17 protein-coding genes are annotated in these 15,671 nt (G+C 68.0%); 8 read left to right on the top strand and 9 right to left on the bottom strand.

Annotated features, from left to right (window positions below):
• The 3 genes from AB6807_RS06230 to AB6807_RS06220 are packed head-to-tail and all read left to right on the top strand — an operon-like array spanning position 1 to position 2,343.
• Positions 1-237 (top strand): hypothetical protein, encoded by a 237-nt coding sequence (locus AB6807_RS06230; protein ID WP_371083909.1) that lies wholly within the window; start codon positions 1-3, stop codon positions 235-237.
• Positions 227-1,354, top strand: coding sequence for a tRNA adenosine(34) deaminase TadA (tadA, locus tag AB6807_RS06225; protein WP_371083908.1), 1,128 nt, complete (start codon positions 227-229; stop codon positions 1,352-1,354). The genes AB6807_RS06230 and tadA overlap by 11 nt, the downstream gene beginning before the upstream one ends.
• A complete protein-coding gene (locus AB6807_RS06220; protein ID WP_371083907.1) occupies positions 1,351-2,343 on the top strand; it encodes an LD-carboxypeptidase in 993 nt (330 codons plus the stop codon). Before tadA ends, AB6807_RS06220 begins: the two co-directional genes overlap by 4 nt.
• Positions 2,344-2,412: 69 nt before the next feature.
• On the opposite strand, the gene AB6807_RS06215 is transcribed toward AB6807_RS06220, so the two are convergent.
• Positions 2,413-2,658, bottom strand: a complete 246-nt coding sequence (locus tag AB6807_RS06215; RefSeq protein WP_371083906.1) for a hypothetical protein — start codon at positions 2,656-2,658, stop codon at positions 2,413-2,415.
• 438 nt (positions 2,659-3,096) lie between these two features.
• Here AB6807_RS06215 and AB6807_RS06210 point away from each other — a divergent pair, with 438 nt between their 5' ends.
• From AB6807_RS06210 to AB6807_RS06190, 5 genes are all read left to right on the top strand, one after another.
• Positions 3,097-4,044, top strand: a complete 948-nt coding sequence (locus AB6807_RS06210; RefSeq protein ID WP_116907631.1) for an adenylate/guanylate cyclase domain-containing protein — start codon at positions 3,097-3,099, stop codon at positions 4,042-4,044.
• A 158-nt stretch (positions 4,045-4,202) separates the two neighbouring features.
• A complete protein-coding gene (locus AB6807_RS06205) occupies positions 4,203-4,553 on the top strand; it encodes a hypothetical protein (protein ID WP_371083905.1) in 351 nt (116 codons plus the stop codon).
• Positions 4,554-4,790: 237 nt separating this feature from the next.
• Positions 4,791-6,608 (top strand): DUF1800 family protein, encoded by a 1,818-nt coding sequence (locus AB6807_RS06200; RefSeq protein WP_371083904.1) that lies wholly within the window; start codon positions 4,791-4,793, stop codon positions 6,606-6,608.
• Positions 6,609-6,630: 22 nt separating this feature from the next.
• Complete coding sequence (locus tag AB6807_RS06195) at positions 6,631-8,091, top strand: DUF1501 domain-containing protein (protein ID WP_371083903.1); 1,461 nt, start codon at positions 6,631-6,633, stop codon at positions 8,089-8,091.
• Between the two features lie 5 nt (positions 8,092-8,096).
• Positions 8,097-8,447 (top strand): hypothetical protein, encoded by a 351-nt coding sequence (locus tag AB6807_RS06190; RefSeq protein ID WP_371083902.1) that lies wholly within the window; start codon positions 8,097-8,099, stop codon positions 8,445-8,447.
• A gap of 17 nt (positions 8,448-8,464) precedes the next feature.
• Here AB6807_RS06190 and AB6807_RS06185 read toward each other — a convergent pair whose 3' ends face one another.
• From AB6807_RS06185 to AB6807_RS06150, 8 genes are all read right to left on the bottom strand, one after another.
• Positions 8,465-9,967, bottom strand: coding sequence for a mannitol dehydrogenase family protein (locus AB6807_RS06185; RefSeq protein ID WP_371083901.1), 1,503 nt, complete (start codon positions 9,965-9,967; stop codon positions 8,465-8,467).
• An 11-nt stretch (positions 9,968-9,978) separates the two neighbouring features.
• A complete protein-coding gene (gene manD / locus AB6807_RS06180) occupies positions 9,979-11,190 on the bottom strand; it encodes a D-mannonate dehydratase ManD (protein WP_116907636.1) in 1,212 nt (403 codons plus the stop codon).
• A gap of 46 nt (positions 11,191-11,236) precedes the next feature.
• On the bottom strand, positions 11,237-12,004 hold the full coding sequence (locus tag AB6807_RS06175; protein ID WP_371083900.1) for an amino acid ABC transporter ATP-binding protein: 768 nt from the start codon (positions 12,002-12,004) through the stop codon (positions 11,237-11,239).
• Positions 12,004-12,663: an amino acid ABC transporter permease gene (locus tag AB6807_RS06170; RefSeq protein WP_371083899.1), complete on the bottom strand. Its 660-nt coding sequence runs from the start codon at positions 12,661-12,663 to the stop codon at positions 12,004-12,006. The genes AB6807_RS06175 and AB6807_RS06170 overlap by 1 nt, the downstream gene beginning before the upstream one ends.
• Entirely contained in the window at positions 12,663-13,328 is a 666-nt protein-coding gene (locus AB6807_RS06165) for an amino acid ABC transporter permease (RefSeq protein ID WP_116907639.1), read from the bottom strand. The genes AB6807_RS06170 and AB6807_RS06165 overlap by 1 nt, the downstream gene beginning before the upstream one ends.
• Positions 13,329-13,359: 31 nt before the next feature.
• Positions 13,360-14,190 (bottom strand): ABC transporter substrate-binding protein, encoded by an 831-nt coding sequence (locus AB6807_RS06160; protein WP_116907640.1) that lies wholly within the window; start codon positions 14,188-14,190, stop codon positions 13,360-13,362.
• A 123-nt stretch (positions 14,191-14,313) separates the two neighbouring features.
• Positions 14,314-15,057 (bottom strand): FadR/GntR family transcriptional regulator, encoded by a 744-nt coding sequence (locus tag AB6807_RS06155; protein WP_371083898.1) that lies wholly within the window; start codon positions 15,055-15,057, stop codon positions 14,314-14,316.
• Positions 15,058-15,280: 223 nt separating this feature from the next.
• Positions 15,281-15,640: a response regulator gene (locus AB6807_RS06150; RefSeq protein WP_116907642.1), complete on the bottom strand. Its 360-nt coding sequence runs from the start codon at positions 15,638-15,640 to the stop codon at positions 15,281-15,283.
• Positions 15,641-15,671: the final 31 nt, after the last annotated feature.

Raw genomic sequence — 15,671 nt, 5'->3', positions numbered from 1 at the left:
ATGCGCGGACTCGGACTGATCGGCCTCGTGCTGGCCCTGCTGGTGGTCGGGCTCGTCGCGAAGAAGCAGATGGGCAGCGTGGCGGCGCCGGTGTTGCCGACCGTGACGGGCGAGATGACCACGGACAAGGCGGGTACTGCAGACAACGCGCGCGACCAGGCCCAACGCGTTCAACAACAGGTCAAGGACGCGCTCGACGCCGCGGCCAAGACGCGGCAGATGCCGGATGACAACTGAGATGGTCCCGTCGAACTCCGGCCCCGAAGCCGACGCGCACTGGATGTCGCTCGCGCTGGCCGAGGCGCGCCTGGCGGCCGAGGCCGGCGAGGTGCCCGTCGGCGCCGTGCTGGTGAAGAACGGCCAGCGCATCGCCACCGGCCGCAACACGCCCGTGGCGCAGCACGACCCGAGCGCGCATGCGGAGATCAACGCCTTGCGCGCCGGCGCGGCCGCGCTCGGCAACTACCGGCTCGACGGCTGCGAGCTGTTCGTCACGCTGGAGCCCTGCGCGATGTGCGCGGGTGCCATGCTGCATTCGCGCCTGGCGCGCGTGGTGTACGGCGCGGCCGATGCGAAGACCGGCGCGGCCGGGTCGGTGCTCGACCTGTTCGCCGAGCCCCGGCTGAACCACCGCACGCAGGTGCAGGGCGGCGTGCTGGCCGACGAGTGCGCGTCGGTGCTGCAGGCTTTCTTCCAGCAGCGCCGAAGCGCCGCGCGCGCGCAGGCCGAACCCTTGCGCGACGACGCGCTGCGCACGCCCGCCGAGCGCTTCGCCGGGCTGCACGACCACGCCTTCGCGCCGCACTACACGCAGGACCTGGCGGCGCTGCACGGCTGGCGCATGCACTTCATCGACGAAGGCAAAGACGAAAAAGGTGTCGCGACCTGCCTGTGCCTCCACGGCCCCGGCGAGTGGGGCTACTTCTTCCGCCACCTCGTGGGCCAGCCGGGCCTGCGCACGCTGGTGCCCGACCTGATCGGCTTCGGCAAGAGCGACAAGCCCAAGCGCGAAACCCCGCACACGCTGGCCTGGCATTGCGAAGTGCTGCGCGAATGGCTGAGCAGCATGCAGGTGGGGCCGATGGTGCTCGTGCACAGCGCAAAGGCCACCGAACTCGCGGCGCTGTTGCAGGCCGCAATGCCCGGTCTTTTCACCGCGACACTGCGCGCACCAGAAAACGACAATGGCGACGAACGCATCAAGGCCGCATGGCGCACGCCGTTCCCCGACCGCGGCTACGAGGCCGCGTTGCGCGCGCTCGGGCCCCTCGCGTCGGCCTCGGGGCCGACACCGCTGCAGGCGCAGGCGCTCGCGCTTCAGGCGCGCAACGCAATGGGATACTCGACCACGTGACCAAACACATCTACATCTATTCCCCCTCCAGTGCCATTCGCGACAAGGCCGCCTTCCGGCGCGGCGTGAAGCGCTTGAAGGCGCTGGGCCATGAGGTCGAAGTCGACGACGCGGCACTGTCGGTGCACCAGCGCTTCGCGGGCGACGACGCCACGCGGCTCGCCGCGATCTCGCGCGCGGCCGCCAGCGGCGCCGACGTGGCGCTCATCGCACGCGGCGGCTACGGCCTCACGCGCATCCTCGATGCGCTGCCGTACAAGGCCCTTGCCAAGGCCATCGACAAGGGCACCGAGTTCGTCGGCTGCAGCGACTTCACCGCGCTGCAGAACGCGCTGCTCGCCAAGACGGGCGCCACCACCTGGTCGGGCCCCGCGGTCGGCGAAGACTTCGGTGCCGAAGACGGCCCCGACGACATCATGGAAGCCTGCTTCGACGACCTCGTGACGGGGCAGGGCGAAGGCACCGGCTGGCGCATGCCGGCACGCGATGCCGAGCTGAAGTTCAAGCCGCTGCAAGACGCCGTGCTGTGGGGCGGCAACCTGTGCGTGCTGACCAGCCTGCTCGGCACGCCGTACTTTCCGGCGATCGACAAGGGCGTGCTCTTCATCGAGGACACCAACGAACACCCGTACCGCATCGAACGCATGCTCGACCAGCTGAAGATGGCCGGCGTGCTGGCGCGGCAGCGCGCCATCGTGTTCGGCCAGTTCACCGGCGTGCGCAAGGTGCCGGGCTACGACCGCGGCTTCGGCATCAACACCGTGATCGACCGGCTGCGTACCTCGTTGAAGGTACCCGTGCTGGCCGGTTTGCCGTTCGGGCATGTGCCCACCAAAGTATTACTTCCAGTGGGCGCCAAGGTGTCGATGGCCGCCGACGGGCGCGACGTGTTCCTGGTCTGGGGACACCGGCACGGTGCCGGCGACGACCATGCGCACGCTCACGGCCACGGTCACCACGACCACCATGGGCACGATCACTCGCATTGATCGGCCCTGAAAGGCGCAAAAAAAGCGGCCCGAAAGGGCCGCTCTGTTTTGTGGTTCAACGAAGGCTTTTCAGCCCTGGTTGTTGGTGAAGCGCTGGTGGGCCCGGGGGCCCATCGAGCCGGGCAGGCCGCCCTTGAACATGCCGTTGATGTCTTTCATCTGGCGGCGCGCGGCGGTTTCGCCGTCGATGGCGCTGATGGCCATCAACACGTCCTGGCGCAGGTACCACAGGGCCTCGACATCGACCGCAAAGCGCACGCGCTGGCTCACGCGCTGCACCGAATTGCCGCCGTGGCTCTGGAGCACCGAGAGCATCGCAGTGCGGATGCGCCCCAATTGGCTCTCTGCTGCCTGGCGGGAACCGAACCCGGGCACGTTCAGCAGACGAAGAATTCGACGGAGAAGCATGGGACAAAAAGCGTATTGCTGGAAGCAGTGACGACCCATACCTTAAGCGTCAGTTAACCATTGCACAAGATCCGGAACAACGTTTCTTGTTTGTAAACAACACGCTTTACTTCACGTTTTCAGAAGCGATTTCTTTTTGTTTTCTAAAGTACTACATACAAAAATGCGCCGTGCATGCATCTGTGGTGTTTCGAGTCGCGTATACATGTAACGTCAACAAACATAGGGTGCAAGCCGTTCCATTTTTGCGGCAATGTTCACAAACATCGGGAATAGTTTGCAGGGTAAGGTGAGCACCTCAGACATTCATACACAGCGATCTTAGAAATCGAGAATCAGAACAACATGGGTGTAAACGCCACAGTCGTTTTCGCGGACTTGACGGGAAGTACGAGGGTCTTCGAGGCCATGGGCAATGCGCGGGCCACGGAAACAGTCACGCGGCTGACGCAATGGATCGGCGGCGTGTGCCAGGCGCACGGCGGGCGGGTGGTCAAGTCGCTGGGCGACGGGGTGTTCGCCATCTTTTCGAGCGGCGCCGCCGCGACGCACGCGGTCATCGAGCTGCAGCGCTACCACCAGAAGCGCCTGCTCGCGTGGCCGGTGCCCTTGCGCATGGCGCTGCAGATCGGCGTGGCCAGCGGCGAAGTGGTCGAGGTGGAGGGCGACTGCTACGGCGACGCCGTCAACTTGGCCTCGCGGCTCAGCGACCTCGCGGGCCCCGGCCAGATCTGGGTGACCGACGCGGTCATCTCCCAGCTCCACGAAGGCTCGGTGCAGCACCGCGACCTGGGCCTTATCAACATCCGCGGGCGCAGCGAAATGTCGGTGGTGCACCGCATCGACTGGCAGGAAGACGTGACCTCGTTCCTGACCGTGCCGGCCGCGCTGGCGCCCACGCGCATGCCCGATTCGTCTTTCGGGCAGATCGAGCTGGCGTGGCTCGACGTGCGCTCCATGTTCCGCACCGAGCAGCTCCCGATTCACCTGGGCCGCGTCGACGACGCGCAGTTCGTGGTGAACGACCCGCGCGTGTCGCGGCTGCATGCGCGCATCGAATTGCGCCAGGGCAGTTGCGTGCTGATCGACGTCAGCACCTACGGCACCTGGGTGCGCTTTCATGGCAACGGCGGGCCCAGCACCGAGATTGCGCTGCGCCGTGAAGAGTGCGTGCTGCACGGCCGCGGCGAAATCGGCCTGGGCGCGCCGCTGAGCGACTTCAGCGCGCCGACCATCGCGTTCAACACCACCAGCGGCGACGTGATGCTGTCGCGGCGAGAAATCGCGCGCTGAGCTGCAAGGCGCGGGATCGGGCGTGGGCGGTGGCTCAGGACGACGCTCTCAGCTCTCACGTTTGGCTACCAGCAAATGCACCTTCGGGTGCACCGCGCGCCGCGTTGCGGCGTTGCGTACACACCCGGACGATGTCCGTCCCCGGCCCCGGAGCCTCAGTGAACATCCAACATCAGTCTTCTGTTTTCAAATGGCTCGCGATCGGCGCGGTCGCGGCCGGTGCGCTGTTGTCCGCCGGCGCGGCCAGCGCGCGCGGAAGCTGGTCGGTGCAGATCGGCACGCCCGGCCTGGCCGTCGGCGCCTACCCGCAGCCTTACTACGCGCCGCAGCCGGTGTACCCGTACCCGGCACCCATCTACTACGAGGCACCGCCGCCGGTCTATTACCGTCCGCCGCCGCCGGTGTACTACCGGCCCGCACCGGTCTACGCACCGCCGCCCGGCCGCGTGTACTACGGGCCCGGCTACCCGTACCGTCCGCCGAACGCCTGGGACGACGAGCGCGATTGAACCCGGTAGCACCTGCTCGCCGCCTCGTCGGCTGAGCGATTGCTGAAACGATGGCATGCCGCCTGGCATGCCATTTTTGTTTCAGGAGGTGACGAAAAAGTCACATTAATTCACATTTGTGTGGCTCGTCGGCCCGTTTTGCATACCGGAGTCCGCGTTTCCCATGGGTCACCTCGAAGGCATGCGGCTTGCCTTGTGTGCTCCGACCGGCGTTGGAGCGCCGCAGGAGCGAGGTACATGGTGGAAGAACAGTTGGAGGCCGGCGAAGACCTGGCCATGGAGGCAGCCCGGCCGGCGCAGGCAGGGCAGGCCGACGCTTCACAGCCCGTGAAGGCCGCGGCCGTCTTTTCGATGGCTGCCGCGCTGGCCGCCTGTGGTGGCGGCGGCGGCGGGGGCGGAGGCAGTGCCGGCGGCGTGTTCCTCCCCGGCGCAGGCGCCGCGCCCGAGGCCGCGGTCGACCCGGTGCAGATCGACACCGGCCCGTACCACTACCCGCAGGCCAAGACCGACGAGGAGGCCGCGCGCTTCCTGCTTCAAGCCCAGTTCGCTGCGTCGGACAAGGACATCGCCGACGTGCGCGCCAAGGGCTACATGCCGTGGCTGGCCGAGCAGTTCGGCGCGCCGCGCGAGCCCACCGCATGGGAGTGGGTCAACAGCAAGCCCTACGGCAAGGTCGATGTCGACGCCATGGCCTGGCGCCAGCTCATGACCTCGGCCGACCCGGTGCGCAAGCGCATGGCGCTGGCGTTCAGCGAGATCTTCGTGGTCTCGTCCACCGACATCGGCTCGAGCTGGCCCACGGCCATGATGGCGCAGTACTGGGACATGCTGGTGAGCGGCGTCACCGGCAACTTTCGCCAGCTGCTGGAAGACGTCACGCTCAACCCGGCGATGGGCTTCTACCTGAACACGCGCGACAACCGCAAGGAAGACAACTCGGGCCGCCAGCCCGACGAGAACTACGCGCGCGAGGTGATGCAGCTGATGACCATCGGGCTGTACCAGCTGAACTCCGATGGCTCGCTGAAGACCGGCGCCGACGGCCAGCCGCAGGAGACCTACGTGCAGAGCGACGTGTCGAACCTGGCGCGCGTGTTCACCGGCTACAACCTCGACATTCGCACGGCGGAGTTCAACGCTTTTCGCCCCGAGGGCGCCAGCTACACCATCGAGAGCAACCAGTGGACTACGCGCCCCATGGCGTTCACCGCGCGCAACCATTCGATGCTCGAGGCGCGCTTCCTGGGCACCACGGTGCCCGCCGGCACGGCCGGCCCCGAGGCACTGAAGACGGCGCTCGACGCGCTCTTCAACCACCCGAACGTCGGCCCCTTCATCGGCCGCCAGCTGATCCAGCGGCTGGTGACGAGCAACCCCAGCCCGGCGTACCTGAAGCGCGTATCCGACGTGTTCGCCAACAACGGCGCGGGCGTGCGCGGCGACATGAAGAGCGTGTTCGCGGCCGTGCTGCTCGACGACGAGGCGCGCGGCCCCGCGGGCCTGGCCGACGCCAACTTCGGGCACCTGCGCGAGCCCATGCTGCGGTTGGTGCAATGGGGCCGCACGTTCGGCGTGCGCTCCACCGGCGACACGTGGAACATCAGGAATACCTCGGACAGCAGCCAGGACCTGGGCCAGAGCCCGCTGCGCTCGCCCTCGGTGTTCAACTTCTTCAGACCCGGCTACGTGCCCCCCGCGACCGCCATTGCCAGCAACAAGATGGTGGCGCCCGAGTTCCAGCTGGTCAACGAGACCAGCGTGGGCGGCTACCTCAACTTTCTGCAGCGCATCTTGCCGAGCGGCTTCGACAACCAGGACGTGATGGCCACCTACGTGAACGAGCGCGCGCTGGCCGGCGACCCGGCCGCGCTGGTGCGCCGGCTGAACCTGCTGCTGGCGGCCAACCAGCTCTCGGCCGCCACGGTGGCGCTGATTGCCGGCGCGCTGTCGCAGCCGCCGCTGGCCAACCCGAGCACCGACGCCGGTCGGCTGAGCCTGGTGTGCGCCGGGGTGCTGCTGGTGATGGGCTCGCCCGAATACCTCGTGCAGAAATAAAGAACGCGGGAGCAAGACGCACATGTACCTGATCAACCCTGCGGAACACAGCCGCCGCGCCTTCCTTCGCCGCGCGGGCCACCTGGCCATCGCGGGCACCGCGACGCCCTTCGCGCTCAACCTCGCCGCCATGGGCGAAGCCGCCGCGCAGGGCGCGCCCGCCGACGACTACAAGGCGCTGGTGTGCGTCTTCATGTACGGCGGCAACGACTACGCCAACACGCTCGTCAACTACGACGCCGACAGCTACGCCAAGTACCGCGACATTCGCGGCGCCATCGCGCTGCCGTTCGATGCCGACCTGGCGAAGACCGAGCTCAAGCCCACGGTGGCGCTGCCGGGCGGGCGCAAGTACGCGCTGAACCCGTCCATGACCGAACTGGCCGCGCTGTTCGACCTGGGAAAGATGGCGGTGCAGATGAACGTCGGCCCGCTGGTCAAGCCGCTCACGCGCGCCCAGTACAACGGCTCGAACCGCCGCGACTACCCGGTTCCGCCCAAGCTGTTCTCGCACAACGACCAGCAGTCGGTGTGGCAGTCGTCGTCGCCCGAGGGCTCCACCATCGGCTGGGGCGGCAACCTGGGCGACCTGGTGCTGTCGGGGCAGAAGAACGCATCGCTGTTCACCTGCATCTCGGTGTCGGGCAACACCGTGTTCCTGTCGGGCGACGAGGCGCAGCAATACCAGGTGGGCACCGGCGGCGCGGTGCGCATCAACAGCGTGAGCACGGCCAGCGGCAACGTGTACGGCTCGTCGGCGGTGAAGGCGGCCATGCAGCAGCTTGCGCAGCAGCCGCGCGGCCACACGCTGGAGAACGAATACAACAAGGTCACCGCGCGCGCGACCAGCGCCGAGGGCAAGATCACCAGCGCCATCATGGCGGACGACCTGAACGCCACCTTTTCGGGCAACGACTACCTGGCCAACCAGCTCAAGATGGTCGCGCGCCTGATTCGCGGGCGCGCCTCGCTGGGCGTCAAGCGCCAGGTGTTCTTCGTGTCGATGGGCGGCTTCGACCTGCACGACGACCTGGACACGAAGCAGGGCGGCCTGATGAAGCGCGTGTCGTACGCCATGGCCGCGTTCCAGCGGCAGATGGAGCTGTTCAAGATCGAGAAAAGTGTCACGGCCTTCACCGCCTCGGACTTCGGCCGCACGCTGTCGAGCAACGGCAACGGGTCCGACCACGGCTGGGGCAGCCACCACTTCGTGGTCGGCGGCGCGGTGCAGGGCAAGGCGCTGTACGGCACGGCCCCACCGGTGAGCGTGGGCAGCAGCGCCGCCGACGACGACCAGTGGCACGTGGGCCAGGGCCGGCTGCTGCCGACCACCTCGGTCGACCAGTACGCCGCCACGCTGGCGCGGTGGTTCGGCGTGCCGGATGCGGAGCTCGACGGCATCCTGCCCAACCTGAAGAACTTCAACAACGTGACCGCGCCCAGCGGCCAGACCTACCTGCGCAACATGGGGTTCATGGAATGACATCGATGAGCATCGGCGGCCTGAACGGCATGGACGGCGGCGCCAGCGTCAACTTTGGCGCGGAGCCCGTGGCACCGCGCAGCATGGTGCGCAGCAACCCGGTGACGCACGTGCGCCCCTTCGGCAACGTGGAGGCCGCCATCGCGGCCATCGAGGCGCTGGACCGCGAGCTGCGCAAGTTCGAGCTTGCCGTGTCCGACAGCCTGCAGGACTACCTGGGCGTGCAGATGGCGCAGATCACCGACACCGCGCTGGCCCGCGGCTGGGAGCCGGTGAGCTTCCTGCAGAAGGACGGCTTTCGTGTGTACCGCTACGAGGCCATGCGCAGCTATTCGAGGCGCAGCAGGAGCCGCTGAACTGGAAGGCTGAACGCTCAGGCGTTCGGCTCGCTGGCGGCAAGGGCGCCACGCACGCCGTGGGCTTCGAGCACGCCGAGCGCGCGCGCCACAGCCGCCACGAAACGCGGCTCGCTCCCCAGCTCCCCGAACACCGGCGCGAAGCCGGTGAAGAACGCCACCCGGTCCTGCATCGACGAAGCCGCACCGGCTTGCGCCAAACGCTGCGCCAACGCTGAAGCGAGCGGGTCTTGTATCTCGTGCGTGGCACCGGTCTCGTCCACGCCGCGCAGGTAGTGAAGCCATCCGGCCACGGCCAGCGCGAGCCGGTCGATGGGCCGCCCCGCGGCCAGCCGGTCGCGCACCGTGCCTAGCAAACGCTGCGGCAGCTTCTGCGAACCGTCCATGGCGATCTGCTTCGTCTGGTGCTGCAGCGCGGGGTTCGCAAAGCGTTGCAGCAGCCGCGTGCGGTAGGCGTCCAGGTCCAGCCCTTCCATGGCCGGCAGCGTGGGCGCGATTTCTTCGCGCATCAGCGCGTCGATGAACGCCCGCAGCGCGGGCTCGGCCATGGCGCGGTCCACCGTGCGAAAGCCCGCCGTCGCGCCCAGGTAGGCCAGCGCCGAATGCGCGCCGTTCACCATGCGCAGCTTGAGCTTTTCATAGGGCTGCGCATGCGCGACGAAGCGGGCGCCGCCCGCGGTCCAGTCGGGCCGGCCATTGGCGAAGCTGTCTTCCACCACCCATTCGAGAAAGGGTTCGCCGATCACCGGCCACGCGTCGTCGACGCCCAGGCGCTCCGAGATGCGCGCGCGGTCGGCGTCGGTGGTGCGCGGCACGATGCGGTCGACCATCGAATTCGGAAAGGTGCAGTGCGCGGCGATCCAGTCGCGCAAACCGGCGTCCACCGCATGCGCGAACGCCAGCACGATGCCGCGCGTCGTGTCGCCGTTGGCGGGCAGGTTGTCGCACGACAGCACGGTGAGCGGCGCCAGCCCGCGCGCGCGGCGCAGGGCGAGCGCATGCACGACGAAGCCGGGCATGGTGCGCGGCGCTCCGGGGTGGGCCAGGTCGTGAACGATGTCGGGTGCGTCCAGCCGCAGCGCGCCGGTGGCCGGGTCGTGGTGGTAGCCCTTCTCGGTGATCGTGAGGCTCACGATGCGCGTGTCGGCGTGCGCGATGCGCGCCAGCACGGCCTGCGGGTTTTCGGGCGCCACAAGCACATCGAGCAGGTTGCCGACCACCTGCAGCGCCTCGCGCGGGCTGCCGTCGTCGGCCGCGTCGCGCAGGGCAAGGGTGTAGAGGCCGGCCTGCGGGCGCAGCGCATCGCGCGTGTCGGCCGCGCGCAGCGACACGCCCACCGTGCCCCAGCGCAGGTCGGCGCTCGCGTGCAGCGCGGCCTCGTTGACCACCGCGATGTGCGCCCGGTGGAAGGCGCCCACGCCCAGGTGCACGATGCCGGCCTGCAGCGCGTCGCGCCGGTAGCGGGGCCGTTCGACGCCAGCGGGCAGGTGGGCGAGGGTGTCGGGGTGAAGGCGCGCCATGTCTCGCACGCTCACCAGTTCCAGAGCGTGCCGTCGTGCTGCAGCCGGTTCACCGGCAGGTAGGCGCGCTGGTACGGGTACTTGGCGGCCAGCTTCTCGTCGATGTCCACGCCGTGGCCCGGCGCCTCGCCCGGGTGCAGCATGCCGTTGGCGAAGCTGTAGGCGTGCGGGAACACCGCGTCGGTCTCGTCGGTGTGGCGCATGTACTCCTGGATGCCGAAGTTGGGCACCCACAAATCGAAGTGCAACGCCGCGCCCATGCACGCCGGCGACAGGTCGGTGGCGCCATGGCAGCCCGTGCGCACCTGGTAGAGCGAGGCCAGGTCGGCAATGCGGCGCAGCTGCGTGATGCCGCCCGCGTGGACCACCGTGGTGCGGATGAAGTCGATCAGCTGGTTCTGGATCAGGTCCTTGCAGTCCCAGATGCTGTTGAAGATCTCGCCCACGGCCAGCGGCGTGGTGGTGTGCTGGCGAATGAGCTTGAAGGCGTCCTGGTTCTCGGCCGGCGTGGCGTCCTCCATCCAGAACAGGTTGAAGGGCTCCAGCGACTTGCCCAGCCGCCCGGCCTCGATGGGCGTCAGCCGGTGGTGCACGTCGTGCAGCAGGTGGATGTCGGGGCCCACGGCGCTGCGCACCGCGTCGAACAGCTTGGGCGTGTGCGCCAGGTACTTGGCGGTCGACCAGTCGTGCTCGCTGGGCAGGTCGGCGTCGGCCGGCTCGTAGAACATGGTGCCGCGGCCCACGCCGTACACCTTCTCCAGGCCCGGCACGCCGCTTTGCGCGCGAATGGCCAGGTAGCCTTCTTCCTTGTAGCGCAGCACCTCGTCCACGGTCTGCTCGATGTCGCGGCCGTTGGCGTGGCCGTACACCATCACGCCGGTGCGGCTCTTGCCGCCCAGCAGCTGGTACAGCGGCATGTTGGCGGCCTTGGCCTTGATGTCCCACAGGGCGGTGTCCACGGCGGCGATGGCGGTCATGGTGACCGGGCCGCGGCGCCAGTAGGCGCCCTTGTACAGGTACTGCCAGATGTCCTCGATCTGGTGCGCGTCGCGCCCGATCAGGCAGGGAATGACGTGCTCGGTGAGGTACGCGGCCACCGACAGCTCGCGCCCGTTGAGCGTGGCGTCGCCGATGCCGGTGAGGCCCTCGTCGGTCTCGATCTTCAGGGTGACGAAGTTGCGGCCCGGGCTGCAGACGATGACGCGGGCATTGGTGATTTTCATGGTGTGTGTCGTTGTGTGGGGAGAGGGTGGGTGGCGCCTGGCTGTGTCAGCCGTGCCAGCCGAGGTGGCCCAGGAAGTCGCGCGTGCGCTCGGCCGTGGGCGCCTCGAAGATCTGCCGGGGCGGCCCCTGCTCGACCACCTTGCCGTGGTCGAACACCACGACCCAGTCGGCCACGCTCTTGGCAAAGGCCATCTCGTGCGTGACCACGACCATGGTCATGCCCTCGTCTGCCAGCTTCTTCATCACGTTGAGCACTTCGCCGATGGTCTCGGGGTCCAGCGCCGAGGTGGGCTCGTCGAACAGCATCACCTCGGGCTCCATGGCCAGCGCGCGCGCGATGGCCACGCGCTGCTGCTGGCCGCCCGAAAGCCCGCTCGGAAAATTCAGCGCCTTGTTGGCCAGGCCCACCTTCTCGAGCAGCTTCATCGCGCGCTCGCGCGCCTGCGCCTCGCTCATGCCCAGCACGGTGACGGGGCCCATGGCCACGTTGTCCAGCGCGTTCTTGTGCGGGAACAGCTCGAAGTTCTGGAACACCATGCCCATGCGCTGGCGCACCTTGCGCGCGGCGCGCTCGTCGGTTGGCAGCGGCACGCCGTCGATCAGCACGCGCCCGCCGTCGATGGCCTCCAGCGCGTTCGTGCAGCGCAGCAGCGTCGACTTGCCCGAGCCCGAGGGCCCGATGAGGCACATCACCTCGCCCTTGTTGACCTGCACCGTCACGCCGTCGAGCGCCACGAAGCTGCCGTACAGCTTGCGCACGTTGTCGTACACCACCACGGGCGCCTGGCCCGCGGACTTGCGTTCGCCGTTCATCATTCCTTGACCTCGAATTTCTTCTGTATCCAGTCGACCAGCTTGGCCTGCGGGTAGCCCATGAGCCAGTAGATGACGGCCATGGCCGTGAGCATTTCCAGCACGCGAAAGCTCGACGAGCGAATCTGCAGCGCCACGTGCGCCAGCTCGCCCACCGCGATCACCGACACCAGCGAGGTGTCCTTGAACAGCGACACCCAGGTGCTCGCCAGCACCGGCAGCACGCGCCGCCAGGCCTGCGGGATCACCACCTTGCGCATGGCCTGCCAGCGGCTCATGCCGACCGCGATGGCCGCTTCCATCTGGCCCTTGCGGATGGAGTTGATGCCCGCGCGAAAGGTCTCCGCGTTGTAGGCCGCCACGTTCAGGCACAGCGCCACCAGACCGGTGGTGAAAGCCGAGAACTCGATGTGCATCAGCACCGGCATCACGTAGAAGGCCCAGTACACGACCAAAATGAGCGGCAGGTTGCGAAAGAATTCCACGAACACCTGGCTCGCGCCGGCCAGCACCTTGCTGTTCGACAGCCGCATCAGCGCCAGCACGATGCCCGCGGGCACCGCCACCAGCATGGTCAGCACGGTGAGCAGCACCGTCAGCCCGGCGCCGTGCAGCAGGTCGTAGCGGTGCACCCAGACAATGTTCCAGTCGAGGTTCATCACGACCTCCCCAGGTGCGCAACGCGCTTGTACAGCGCATCGATCAGCCGTGTTCCGGGGAACAAGATGATGAAGTAGATGGCCATCACCACCGTGAACACCTCGATGGGCCGGTAGCTCTGGCCCGCGATGGTTTCGGCCCGCTTCATGAGCTCGGGCACGGCAATCACCGTGGCAATGGCCGTGTCCTTGATGGTGATCGACAGCACCGAGCCAAAGGCCGGCAGCATGCGCACCAGCGCCTGCGGCAGCACCACCTTGCGCACGATCTGCACGCGCGACATGCCGAGCGCCAGCGCCGCGCGGATCTGCCCGGGCCGGATCGACTCGATGCCCGCGCGCACGATCTCCGCCACGTAGGCGGCAATGTGCAGCGTGAGCGCCATCAGCGCGGCCCAGAACGGATGAAAGCTGATGCCCGTGAGGATGGGCACCGCGAAATAGAACCACACCAGGATCACCAGCACCGGAATGGCGCGCTGGGTGTCGATGTAGAACACGATGGGTATGCGCAGCCAGGCCGCGCCGTAGACGCGGCCCAGGCCCAGCGCGGTGCCGAGCACCAGCGCGCCGACGGCGGTGAGCACCGACAGCAGCAGCGTGACGCCCAGCCCGCCGAGCAGGTACTGCCAGCTGTCGAGCAGGGGGGAAAAGTCGAGATCCATGAAGTCGAATGGCTGCGGCCGGGGCCGCAGGTCACATCGCGTTGATGATGCGGGCCTCGTCCGCGTCCAGCTTGGGCTTCATCTGGTCGTTCACGGCCTTGAGCCAGTTCAGGTACTCGGGCTGGTTCTTGTCGATGGCCAGGCCGATGGGCGTGGCCATCTCGGCGGAGTCCTGGCAGTTGTTGCCTTCGGGCAGCGCCTTCAGGCCCTTCACCTTGCGGTTCAGCGCCTGCCATGGCACGCGGTTGATGGGCGTGATGTCGGCGCGCTTGGCCATGATCTCTTCGACCGGCGCCGCGGTGCCGGCGGTGGACACGCCGCGCAGCTTGGCGTTGGGGAAGCGCTTCTTCACCCAGTTTTCTTCGCCGCCGCCGGTGAAGTAGGCCACCGTGATGTTCGGGTTGTTGAACTCGTCGATCGACTTGGCGTTGGCCACCTTCGGGTTGTCGGCGCGGCCGAACACGCACAGCGCGGTGCGCGAGTACGTCACGAAGTCGACCACCTTCAGCCGCTCGGGCGTGACCGACAGCGGCGAGATGGTCATGTCGGCCTGGTTCGACGCCAGCACCGGCACCTTGGTCTCGTGCGACACGGGCACGGCCTGCAGCTTCACGCCGAGCTGCCTGGCCACTTCGTTGGCCAGCAGCCAGGCCGGGCCGGCCCAGGCGTCGCCCGAACCGGTGGTGTTCTCGACCAGCCACGGCGGGTTCGACAGCACGGCCGCGCGCAGCACGCCCGACTTCTTGATGGCGTCGATGCGCGCGCTGGTGCCGGGCGCCGGCAGCGGCACGGTCTGCGCGGCGGCCTGGCCGACGAACGCCGCGGCCAGCAAGGCGGCGAGCAGGGTCTTCGTAGTCGTCATCTTCAGTCTCCAGTTCTAGGTATCACCCGGATCGGGCGGAGGGAAAACACAAGGAAAAAAGCGGGCGGGGCGCGGGTGCGGCAGGGGCGCAAAAGGCACGGGGTGGCGACAGCGCCGTGAGGCTCAGCGCCATGCCTGCGCGAACTCGGCGATCACTCGGTCGATGTGCGCGCGCATCGCGGCGCGGGCCTCGGCGGGGTTGCGCTCGAGCAGCGCGTTGAACACGCGCTGGTGGTCGTCCTGCGAGGCGCGGCGCAGCTCGGGCGTGTGAAAGTGCGCCTCCATCTGCGACCAGATCGGCGCGCGCGTGTGGTCCCACAGGCCGGTCACCATCTGCAGCAGCACGCTGTTGCCGGTCGACTCGGCAATGCGCAGGTGAAAAAGCCGGTCGGCCGCCTCGTTGGCCGCCTTGTCCTGCATGTGCTCGCGCATCGCGGCCAGCGCGGCGTAGATGCGGTCGATGTCGCTGTCCTTGCGGTTTTCCGCGGCCACCGAGGCGATCTCGCCCTCGATCAGGCTGCGCGCGCGCAGCAGCTCGAAGGGGCCCGGGCCGGGCGACAGCGTGTAGGCGGAGGCGGGCGCCGCGGCCGTGCCCGTGGCCGGCGCGCTGATGTAGATGCCCGAGCCGCCGCGCACCTCGACCGCGCCCTGGATCTCCAGGACGATGATGGCCTCGCGCACCAGCGTGCGGCTCACGTTGAAGCGCTCGGCCAGCGCGCGCTCCGACGGCAGGCGGTCGCCCACCTTGAATTCGCCGCCGGCGATCAGCTCCGCGATGCGGGCCGCGAGCTTCTGGTACGAGCGGTCGGACTCCAGCTCGGTCGCTGGAGCGTTGGGCGCGGTGGGGGTTTCAGTGAGGGTCGCCATGATTTGGTGAGCCAGTTTAAAAGTGGTTCACCAATTTATGGCCTCTGGTTTACCAGTAGGGCAAAGCCGCCCACGCAGGCGCGCAGGCTCGCGCCGCGACGGCTCGCGCCGCGACGGCTCGCGCCGCGACGGCTGGCGCGTCGCTGCGATCAGAAGGAAAAGCGGGGGGAGAAAAGAAGCGCCAGCCTCGCGTTGACGCTGAGGCCTGCGGCGCTGCGCTGCGCTACAGCGTCTGGGCCAGGATGCGATCGAGCTTGTCGATGTCGATCGGCTTTTGCAGGTGGTGGTCGAACAGGCCCGCGGCCGACTGGCCACCGGCGTCCTGCTGCGAGAAGCCCGAAATGGCCACCAGCAATTTCGGCGTGCCCGGCGACGTGCTCGCGCGCAGCTGCCGCGCGACTTCGGTGCCGGGCAGGTCGGGCAGCGTAAGGTCGATCAGGGCGGCGTCGAAGCTTTCGTTGGCCGCTGCTTCCAGCGCCTGGCGGGCCGTGTAGGTGCAGCGCGCCGTGTGGTCCTGCAGCGTCAGCAGTTCCTGCAACAGGTCGGCCGCCGCTTCGTTGTCGTCGACGATCAGCACATTCACGGAGAGCTCTCTTTCAAGTAAGTCGAATGGA

The sequence above is a fragment of the Variovorax sp. RCC_210 genome (assembly GCF_041355175.1).
Classification (GTDB): Bacteria; Pseudomonadota; Gammaproteobacteria; order Burkholderiales; family Burkholderiaceae_C; genus Variovorax.
The sequence above is the reverse complement of the archived record's forward strand: the minus strand, read 5'-3'. Positions and strand labels throughout refer to the sequence as shown.